This window comes from Pseudomonas sp. NFPP28 (assembly GCF_900115535.1).
GTDB classification, from domain to species: Bacteria; Pseudomonadota; Gammaproteobacteria; order Pseudomonadales; family Pseudomonadaceae; genus Aquipseudomonas; species Aquipseudomonas extremorientalis.
In genome coordinates this window covers 346,873-357,172 of the sequence record NZ_FOWT01000010.1, presented here as the reverse complement: position 1 = coordinate 357,172, position 10,300 = coordinate 346,873, and the positions used below count along the sequence as shown (strand labels likewise).

Below are 10,300 nucleotides of genomic sequence, written 5' to 3'. Positions count from 1 at the left end.
TTGTTGACTATCAGTCTGACTCCACAAGCACCCACACGAATTGCTTGATTCAGTTGTTAAAGAGCGGTTGGTTAAGATCTTTCGTCTCAACCGAGGCGCGCATTCTACAGCAGCCTCATTTGCTGTCAAGTGATTATTTTCAGAAGTTTTCGAAGATTTCTTCAACAACTTCAACCACTTGCGCTTCCGATCTCTCGTTAGCGGGAGGCGAATTCTACAGCGTTACACGCTGCTGTCAACACCTCTTTTTCTCCGCTTTCGACCGAGAAGATCGAAACGTTAATAGAGCCAGACAACACTGCCCTACCAACTCCTTCTGGGCTTCGATGAACTGAAGCAAGTCGCTGTCGAATTCTGCGTAACTCTTTGTTTACCAAGGAGTTTTCCGTTTCGACTGCGCCGGAAGTGGGGCGAATTATAGACTTCCAGAATCTGCCGTCAACCCTTAATTACGTTTTTGTTGCAGAAAGTGGTTTTTTCGCAATAAGCCGTGGGATTCGCCGCATTACGGGCGGTATCCGTAGCATCAACAGCAACGCACCTACAGAAGCATAGATAGCCCACTCTTTGAGGTCCGCTCGCACGATCCACAACATATGCAGCAAACCCAGCCCAAGAACTACGTACACCAAGCGATGCAGCTTCTTCCAACGCGCCCCCAACCGACGCTGACTGTAACGATTCGACGTCACCGCCAGAACCAACAGGGAAATAAAACCCAGCGCCCCGACAATAATGTAGGGCCGTTTGCGCAACTCCACCCCCAGCTGCGACCAATCTAGCCCAAGCACAAATACACAATAAGCCGCCAGATGCAGCACAACGTAGGCAAAGCACCACAACCCCAGTTGCCGACGCACCGCTATCCACCCCGCCCAACCGCTGAGCTTCTGCAGCGGCGTCATTGCCAGGGTAATCAGTAACAGAATCAACGTGCCGAGCCCCAGCCGATCCACCAATACCTTGCCCGGATCCGGCCCGAGGGCAGAACTCCACGCTTCATAGAGCCAGAACAGCGGCCAAATCGCCGCTGCTATAAAGACGCCAACACGCCAGATCGGGTAACGCATCAGTAGTTCTTCCGCAGATCGAGACCGGTATAAAGAGAAGCCACCTCATCCGAGTACCCATTGAACATCTGAGTCTCACGTACATTAGGGCTGAACAGCCCACTCGGCAGACGACGCTCCCGCGCCTGAGTCCAACGTGGATGATCGACCGTAGGGTTCACGTTCGCGTAGAAGCCATACTCGTCAGCAGCAATGCTCTGCCACGTGGTTTTCGGCTGCTCACTCACGAGACTGATCCGTACAATCGACTTCACACTCTTGAAGCCGTACTTCCAAGGCACCACCAGGCGCAGCGGCGCACCATTCTGATTGGGCAACTCACGCCCATACATACCCACCGCCAGGATCGCCAGAGGATTCATCGCCTCATCCAGACGCAAGCCCTCCACATAAGGCCAATCGATCAAGCCAAAACTCGAACGCTGCCCCGGCATACTCTTGGGATCCTGGAGGGTTTCAAAACGGATGTATTTGGCCTTCGAGGTCGGCTCAACTTGCTTGAGCAGCGCCGAGATGGGAAAACCGATCCATGGAATAACCATCGACCAGGCCTCTACACAGCGCAGACGGTAGATCCGCTCTTCCAACTGATAGGGCTTCATGAAGTCTTCCAGGGCATAACGGCCTGGCTTGGCAACCTCACCATCAATGACAACGCTCCACGGCTCGGTCTTGAGTGAACCGGCATTCGTGGCCGGGTCCCCCTTACCTGTACCGAACTCATAGAAGTTGTTGTAGTGCGTAGCGTCTTTGAAAGGCGTGATCGCCTCGTCCTTCACCGTGATGGCCTGCCATTTTGTGCCTGGCAGTTTCTCGGTAAACCAGCCAGGCGCCTTGCCCGCTTCAACATCGGCATAACGCGAGGCCTCGTCAGCACTGGCCCAACGCGGCAAGCTACTGGCTGCAATGCCGGCAAGCGCACCACCGAGCAAGCTACGGCGAGAGAAATAGAAGGATTCAGGCGTGACATCCGACTCGTGGCAATCGGACGCTTTGGGTAATTTGATTAACATGGCAACTCCGCAGCATTGGAGGACTGATGCACCAATAGACTGCGGAGTATGGGGGAAATTACATTAAGGCAATGTTTTGTCGCGGCGCAGATGCAGCAGGTATTGAACCGGCCCCGAAGCGGCGTACACCAGGAACGCCAGCAACAGGATGCGCGGTGGATCACTGAACACCACGGCAAATACCAGCACTACCGCCAGAATTGCCACGAAAGGTACACGCCCCTTCAAGTCCAGTTCCTTGAAGCTGTTGTACTTGATGTTGCTGACCATCAGCATGCCGGCAGCGGCCACCATCAAGGCCACCAGGAACGACATTTTCGAACCCTGGATGCCGTAATCACTGAAGGCCCAGACGATACCTGCCACCACACCCGCAGCAGCAGGGCTGGCCAGACCGATGAAGTAACGCTTGTCGGCGGTCCCAACCTGGGTGTTGAAGCGCGCCAGGCGCAGGGCAGCACCGGCGACATAGATGAAGGCAACCATCCAGCCAACCTTACCCATATCACCCAACGCCCAGGCAAACGCCAGCAACGCGGGGGCGACGCCAAACGCAACCATGTCCGAGAGCGAGTCGTACTCGGCACCGAAGGCGCTTTGTGTGTTGGTCATGCGCGCCACACGGCCATCAAGGCCGTCGAGCACCATGGCCACGAAGATTGCGATGGCAGCAAAACCGAAATACTTGCTGGCACTCGCCGCATCACCCGCCGCCAGAGCACTCTGCGCGCTCATGGAATTGATGATGGAATAGAACCCGGCAAACAGGTTCGCCGTGGTGAACAGGTTGGGCAGAAGATAGATACCACGATGCCGGACCTTGCGACCTTCCGCGTCATGCCCTTCTTCGACATGTTCATCGATCGGCAGCAGGCTTTCGGCGTCAGGAGCCTGGCTTGGCTCTTCGGGACGTTCGCTCATGGACTTTACCTTGCAACGGTGTGAAAAAAGTTCGACAGATACTTGCGGCGAGTGTTCGCCCGCAAACGATGCAGCTTTATACCAGAACCCGCCGCCCAAACGAAAAAACGCGGCCTAGGCCGCGTTTTCCCTTGATACGTACGACTTAGTTCTTGGCTTTGTCGACGATCTTGTTGGCACCGATCCACGGCATCATGGAGCGCAGTTGCTCGCCGATGACTTCGATACCGTGAGCGGCGTTATTACGACGCTTGGCGGTCATCGAAGGGTAGCCGGTAGCACCTTCGCTGATGAACATTTTGGCGTATTCGCCGTCCTGAATACGTTTCAGGGCGTTGCGCATGGCCTGACGGGACTCGGCGTTGATCACTTCCGGGCCAGTCACGTACTCGCCGTATTCGGCGTTGTTGGAGATCGAGTAGTTCATGTTGGCGATACCGCCTTCGTACATGAGGTCAACGATCAGCTTCAGTTCATGCAGGCATTCGAAGTAGGCCATTTCCGGCGCGTAGCCAGCTTCAACCAGGGTTTCGAAACCGGCTTTTACCAACTCGACGGTACCGCCGCACAGTACGGCTTGTTCGCCGAACAGGTCGGTTTCAGTCTCGTCCTTGAAGGTGGTTTCGATGATGCCGGTACGACCGCCACCCACGCCAGCGGCGTAGGACAGTGCCACGTTCTTGGCGTTGCCCGATGCGTCCTGGTAGATCGCGATCAGGTCAGGAATACCGCCGCCCTTGACGAACTCGGAACGTACAGTGTGACCCGGCGCTTTTGGCGCGATCATGATCACGTCCAGGTCGGCGCGTGGCACGACCTGGTTGTAGTGGATCGCGAAGCCGTGGGAGAAGGCCAGGGTGGCGCCCTTCTTGATGTTCGGCTCGATTTCGTTCTTGTACAGCGCGGACTGGAACTCGTCCGGGGTCAGGATCATGACCAGGTCGGCAGCAGCAACAGCGGAAGCGACGTCAGTCACTTTCAGGCCGTGGGCTTCAGCCTTGGCAACAGTGGCCGAGCCTTTGCGCAGGCCAACGGTCACGTCAACGCCGGAATCTTTCAGGTTGCACGCTTGAGCGTGGCCCTGGGAACCGTAGCCGATGATGGCGACTTTCTTGCCCTGGATGATCGACAGGTCACAATCTTTATCGTAATAAACTTTCATGAGGTTCCTCTATATATCCAGGCCGTAAGGCCATTCGCTAATTTGGGTTAGATGCTGAGTACTTTGTCGCCACGGGCAATCCCGGTGACACCACTGCGTACCGTTTCCAGAATCGAGGCCGTCCCGATCGACTGGATGAAGCTGTCCAGCTTGTCGCTTGTACCGGTCAGTTGAACGGTATAAACGCTGGCGCTCACATCGACGATCTGCCCGCGATAGATGTCGGTCGTGCGCTTGATCTCGGCACGTTGGGCACCCGTAGCCTTGACTTTAACCAGCATCAGCTCGCGCTCGATGTGGGCACTCTCCGACAGGTCGACCAGCTTGACCACTTCGATCAGCTTGTTGAGGTTCTTGGTAATCTGCTCGATCACCTCATCGTGGCCCACAGTGGTCAACGTCAGACGCGACAGGGTCGGGTCTTCGGTCGGAGCCACGGTCAGGCTTTCGATGTTGTAGTTACGCTGCGAAAACAGGCCGACAACACGAGACAGAGCGCCGGGTTCGTTCTCCAGAAGCAGGGAGATAATGTGCCGCATGATTAAGTACGCTCCGTCTTGTTCAGCCACATGTCGCGCATAGAGCCGTCCTTGATCTGCATCGGGTAGACGTGCTCGCTGGTATCCACCTGAATATCGATGAATACCAGGCGGTCCTTCATGGCGAACGCCTCTTCCATCTTCGGCTTCAGATCTTTCAAATCAGTGATGCGAATGCCGACGTGGCCATAGGCTTCAACCAATTTTACGAAATCCGGCAACGACTCCATGTAGGAATGGGAGTGACGGCTGTTGTAGCTCATGTCCTGCCATTGACGAACCATGCCCAGCACGCCGTTGTTCAGGCAGACGATCTTCACGGGAAGGCCGTACTGCAGGCACGTCGACAGTTCCTGGATATTCATCTGAATGCTGCCTTCACCGGTGACGCACGCGACGTCGGTGTCGGGGAAGCTCAGTTTCACGCCCATGGCCGCAGGAAAACCAAAGCCCATCGTGCCCAGGCCACCGGAGTTGATCCAGCGGTTAGGCTTGTCGAACTTGTAGTACTGCGCGGCGAACATCTGGTGCTGGCCCACGTCGGAGGTCACAAAGGCGTCGCCCTTGGTCACTTCGCACAGGGTCTCGATCACGGTTTGTGGCTTGATGATGCTGCCGTCACCCTTGTCGTAAGGGAACAGGCCGCGATCACCGCGCCATTCGTCGATCTGCTTCCACCAGCTGGCAACGGATTCCTTGTTCGGCGCCTCGCCGATGTCCTTGAGCGCGGCAACCATTTCGGTCAACACGCTTTCAACAGGACCTACGATCGGCACGTCGGCCTTGATGGTCTTGGAGATGGACGCCGGGTCGATGTCGATATGGATGATCTTGGCATTCGGGCAGAACTTGCTCGCACCGTTGATCACACGGTCATCGAACCGCGCACCCACGGCCAGGATCACGTCGGCATGGTGCATGGTCAGGTTGGCGGTGTAGCTGCCGTGCATGCCGAGCATCCCGACGAACTGACGGTCCGTACCCGGGAAGGCGCCGAGGCCCATCAGGGTGTTGGTGACCGGCAGGTTGAGCAGCTTGGCCAGTTCGGTCAGCTGTGCAGAACCGCCGCCCAGGATCACACCCCCCCCCGAGTACAACACTGGGCGCTTGGCCGCCAACAGCATTTCTGCCGCCTTGCGGATTTGCCCCGAGTGCCCGCGGACCGCCGGGCTGTAGGAGCGCAGCTTGGCTTTCTTCGGGAAGATGTATTCGAATTTTTCGGCCGGGTTGGTCATGTCCTTGGGGATATCGACCACCACAGGACCCGGACGACCGGACTGTGCGAGGTAGAAGGCCTTTTTCATGACTTCCGGGATTTCCGAAGGATGCTTGATCATGAAGCTGTGTTTCACGATCGGCCGGGAGATACCGATCATGTCGGTTTCCTGGAATGCATCGGTCCCCACCATGGTGCTGGGCACCTGGCCGGAAATGACCACCATCGGGATAGAGTCCATATACGCAGTCGCGATGCCGGTGATGGCATTGGTTGCGCCAGGGCCGGACGTTACCAGTACCACGCCGGCTTTACCGGTGGCACGGGCATAACCGTCAGCCATATGGGTCGCGGCCTGTTCGTGGCGAACCAGGATGTGGGTAACAGCCGGTTCCTTGAACAGTGCGTCGTAAACATGCAGCAGAGCACCACCTGGGTACCCGTAGATATAGTCGACGCCTTCGTCACGCAAAAAGCGGACGAGCATCTCACCGCCAGATAAAAGCTCCACGTTGTTCACCTCTAAAACGCCAGAATACCGTCCGTTGAAAACCGACGGGTCTTAATAGGTTTACTTCTCAACAGAGCATGAGCGACGGTGGTCGCCGACTACGTCAGCACTGACTGAGCAAGTATTGGGATCGTCCCAAGTGTTGCGGGCTTTTCCCACCCAGCGCGAGGTAACGCGTTGCGGGTGTAACAGGTCGGCGCGGATGTGCGCCTCATGATCTGCTGAGCGGGCCTGCTTCTGGCAGTCCCGATACAGCGGACTTTGGATTCTTCTGTTTCAGGCCCTTCAAGTCAAGCAATAATTGCGCTTTTTTCCAACTAAGCGCATGAGAACGTAGAAGAAAGGGCTTTGAGGAGGGATAAAACTCGCCTGAATGTCGTCAAGCGGTAGAAATATGCGCAAGACTGCCGAAAAAGCCGGCAGTCAGGCAATTAACGAGCGTCGACGATCAGTTGATCGAACTTTTTCAGCGCATTGCGTAAGCCAAGGCTTTCCAGCGGGCGATCGGCGTAGACCATCTCGGCCATTTCCAGAATGCCCGACGCATTGGGCAGCGGCAGGTCCTGTTCGAGGATCTGCTTCATGCGTACCAGGAATATCCATTGCAGCCACTGGTGAAAGTCCAGGGTGTCCACCGAAAAGGGTTCGACACTGCTGAGCGCCTCGACGCTGGGGGACACCTCGTCCCACCAGCCCTGCACACGCAACTCTCGCTCGATCAGCAATAACTGTTCGGCAATCGCGGGAAACCGTGCATCCATCAGAGACTGACCTTGGCTTTCTGGCGCGCCTGGGCGGCACCGGCGGCGTCGCCTTGTGCGGCGCGCGCGTCACCAATCAAGGCCCACAGGCTGGCTTGCAGGTCGGGACGACCATTGGCCAAGGTCAGGCCACGACGCGCGAATTGCTCGGCCTGCGGCGCATCGCCCTGGGCCATGCGCACCTGGGCCAGGCGATACAGCACTTGCGGTTCACGCGGCGCAACGCGCTGGGCGCGCTCGAGACTCGACGACGCACCATTCAGGTCGCCACTCGCCTGCTGCTGCTGTGCAGTGGTCAGCAAGGCCAGTACCGGGCCATCCAATTGCTCGTCAGCCGACAGGCCGCCGGCGCTGGAGGACGATGGAATGCCGCTCGGGGTGGATGGCATGTTGTAGGTGCCCTGGTTGATCGGGGCCGTCTGAATCGGGGTCGCGTCAATCGGACCGGAGGTGCTTGGCCCCGGGGTCCACGGCTCGGCGCTGATCGGCGCCGACGTCGCTGCGCCACCACCCGGCACCATCACCACCACACCTGAATCCTGCGGCACAGCTTGCGGCTTGGCCTGGGCGGGACGGTTGGTCACGGTCTGGCGGAACCCGCCGTTGGCCGAGATCCGGTCGTTATTGGACACGGTCGTGCTCGAGTCCACCACGGGAATGGAGCCGCGCTGCACGCTGGCGCAACCATTGAGCAAAGCCAGAGCTGTAATAGCTGGAATCCACCACTTGTTCACTTGAAACCCTCTTTGCTTAATTCATCCAGCCCTTGACCCAATCCATCACCGATTCCGCGTCAGCAGGGGCACTGCCACCGCATGCGGCGCCGGGTGGCGGTTCGCTGCCGCGAATATACGGCATCTGCACCGCGCCCGGACAGTTGGCATCGGACCCCTGCCCGGTGTGCGGATCGATCCAGGCCTGCACGATGTTGTCCGGCTGCGGCATGTTCAACGGCAGCGGGTCGGCCTTGCGCATGAAACTGGTCCAGACCTGCAGCGCACCGGTGGCACCGGTGAACGGTGTCTTGCCGTTGTCGTCACGCCCCATCCAAACCACCGCCAGCACATCCTGGCCAAAACCCGCAAACCAACTGTCGCGCGAATCGTTACTGGTACCGGTCTTACCCGCCAGTGTCAGGTTGGACGGCAGCACCTTATAGACCGAACTACCAGTACCCTCACGCATCACACGCTGCATGGCGTTCTGGATCAAGTAGATGGAGCCCGCATCGAAACGCTGCTGGATCTGGAACGGATAACGCTTGAGCGGCTCGCCTTCAGCCGTCAGCACGCTTCGGATCCCGCGCATCGGCGTATTGAAACCACCGTTGGCCAGGGTCTGGTACATCGTCGCGACTTCCATTGGGGTCATTGCGCCGGCACCCAGCAGGATCGATGGAAATGCCGGGAACTCACGCGTAATGCCCAGGCGCGCGAGGGTCTTCAGGACATTCGGCACTCCCACTTCGAGGCCGAGACGCGAAGTGGAGATGTTGTAGGAGTGCGCCAACCCTTGGTACAGGAACACTGTCCCATGAGAACGGCGATCGAAGTTCTGTGGCGTCCACACCTGCCCGTCAGCGCCTTTTACTGACAGCGGGTCGTCAGACAGCCAACTGGTCAGGGTGTACTTGCTCGGTTTTTCCAGGGCCGTGAGGTAGACCGCCGGCTTGACCAACGAACCAATAGGTCGCACGGCATCCAGGGCGCGGTTGAAACCGGCGAAGCTGGCCAGGCGGCTGCCGACCAGGGCCTGGACCTCACCGGTTTCCGGGTTGGTCACGACCATGGCCGCTTCGACTTCATCCGCGCCTTTGCGGCCGGTCATTCGCTTGAACGTGTCATTGACCGACGCTTCGGCTTTCATCTGCAGGATCGGATCGAAACTGGTGAAGATCCGCAGGCCTTCTTCGGTCAAGTCTTCGTCACGGTAGTCTTCACGCAACTGGCGCTTGACCAGGTCGATAAAGCCCGGGAAGGAGCTGTCTGCCAACTTGCCGCGGGTGGTGACACCCAGTGGCATTTTCTTCGCGGCGGCAACTTGTTCGGCGGTGGCAACACCTTGCTGCTCTAGAACATCCAGCACCAGGTTGCGACGCTCCAGCGCACGCTCGGGGTTGCGACGCGGGTTGTAGTAGGAAGGCCCCTTGACCATGCCCACCAGCAACGCAACCTGGTGCAGCTTCAGTTCGGACAGCGGCTGGCCAAAGAAGAATTGGCTGGCCAGACCGAAACCATGCACCGCGCGCTGACCGTCCTGGCCGACGAATACTTCGTTGAGGTACGCCTCAAGGATTTCCTGCTTGCTGTAATGCAACTCCAACAGCATCGCCATCATGGCTTCGGTGAGCTTGCGGGTCAGGCTGCGTTCGTTGGTCAGGTAGAAGTTCTTGACCAATTGTTGCGTCAGCGTACTGCCGCCCTGGGTCATCTTGCCGCCGGACGTATTCACCCAGACTGCGCGGGCGATCGACTTCGGCGAGACACCCCAGTGATGGTAAAAATCACGGTCTTCAACGGCTACCAGGGTTTCCAGCAGGTAAGGCGGCACCTGATCAAGTTTGATCAGGATGCGATCTTCAAGGTTCTTCGGGTAAATGCCGCCGATCATCAGCGGCTCCAGGCGAACCACAGGCAGCTTCGAGCCATTGAGGGACGACAACTCGGCGACGTAATCGCCGGAGAAACGCACACGCACCGGCTGGGCTTTTTCCAAGCCTTCATAGAATTGGAAGCCACGGGTGTTCAGGTCGACGGTATTTCCGCTGACAGCCGCTGCACCCGGACCGTTGCTCACGGGCTCACGACGATAGCCCAAGGCGTCGAGTTCGGTCAGGAAGTCATCCTTGCTCAGCTTCTGGCCTGCAAACAATTCCAGCGGGCGCGCGTACACCTTGGCCGGAATGGTCCAGCGCTTGCCGGAGAACTTCTCCTGCACCACAGCGTCGAGGTAGACCGCAAAGCCGGCAAGCACCACAAGGCCTACCAGGCCAAGCTTGAGCGCCCAGCCAAGCCAGGGGCGCAGACCACGGGAAGGAGGTTTTTTACGGGAACGGGGAGATCGGGTTCGAGTCATGGCGGCGGATTATACGCACTTTATTGATGATC

The 10,300-nt window shown here is 58.0% G+C and carries 9 protein-coding genes; all 9 read right to left on the bottom strand.

What is annotated here, in order from left to right; all coding sequences use genetic code 11:
• Positions 1–449: 449 nt before the first annotated feature.
• Complete coding sequence (gene msrQ / locus BM110_RS25710) at positions 450–1,070, bottom strand: protein-methionine-sulfoxide reductase heme-binding subunit MsrQ (protein ID WP_093514399.1); 621 nt, start codon at positions 1,068–1,070, stop codon at positions 450–452.
• A complete protein-coding gene (gene msrP / locus BM110_RS25705; protein ID WP_093514398.1) occupies positions 1,070–2,083 on the bottom strand; it encodes a protein-methionine-sulfoxide reductase catalytic subunit MsrP in 1,014 nt (337 codons plus the stop codon). Before msrP ends, msrQ begins: the two co-directional genes overlap by 1 nt.
• Positions 2,084–2,146: 63 nt before the next feature.
• On the bottom strand, positions 2,147–3,004 hold the full coding sequence (pssA, locus tag BM110_RS25700) for a CDP-diacylglycerol--serine O-phosphatidyltransferase (protein WP_058427621.1): 858 nt from the start codon (positions 3,002–3,004) through the stop codon (positions 2,147–2,149).
• A 145-nt stretch (positions 3,005–3,149) separates the two neighbouring features.
• The gene (ilvC, locus tag BM110_RS25695) at positions 3,150–4,166 is read right to left on the bottom strand and encodes a ketol-acid reductoisomerase (RefSeq protein WP_003176099.1); all 1,017 of its coding nucleotides are present in this window, start codon (positions 4,164–4,166) and stop codon (positions 3,150–3,152) included.
• Between the two features lie 47 nt (positions 4,167–4,213).
• Positions 4,214–4,705, bottom strand: coding sequence for an acetolactate synthase small subunit (gene ilvN / locus BM110_RS25690; RefSeq protein ID WP_003176102.1), 492 nt, complete (start codon positions 4,703–4,705; stop codon positions 4,214–4,216).
• Positions 4,706–4,707: 2 nt separating this feature from the next.
• Entirely contained in the window at positions 4,708–6,432 is a 1,725-nt protein-coding gene (locus BM110_RS25685) for an acetolactate synthase 3 large subunit (RefSeq protein WP_071490031.1), read from the bottom strand.
• 431 nt (positions 6,433–6,863) lie between these two features.
• Positions 6,864–7,193 carry a YqcC family protein gene (locus tag BM110_RS25680; RefSeq protein ID WP_071490023.1) on the bottom strand — a complete coding sequence of 110 codons (330 nt, stop codon included), beginning with the start codon at positions 7,191–7,193 and terminating at the stop codon, positions 6,864–6,866.
• Positions 7,193–7,927: a tetratricopeptide repeat protein gene (locus tag BM110_RS25675; protein WP_093126001.1), complete on the bottom strand. Its 735-nt coding sequence runs from the start codon at positions 7,925–7,927 to the stop codon at positions 7,193–7,195. Before BM110_RS25675 ends, BM110_RS25680 begins: the two co-directional genes overlap by 1 nt.
• Positions 7,928–7,943: 16 nt before the next feature.
• Entirely contained in the window at positions 7,944–10,268 is a 2,325-nt protein-coding gene (gene mrcB, locus BM110_RS25670) for a penicillin-binding protein 1B (RefSeq protein WP_071490021.1), read from the bottom strand.
• Positions 10,269–10,300: the final 32 nt, after the last annotated feature.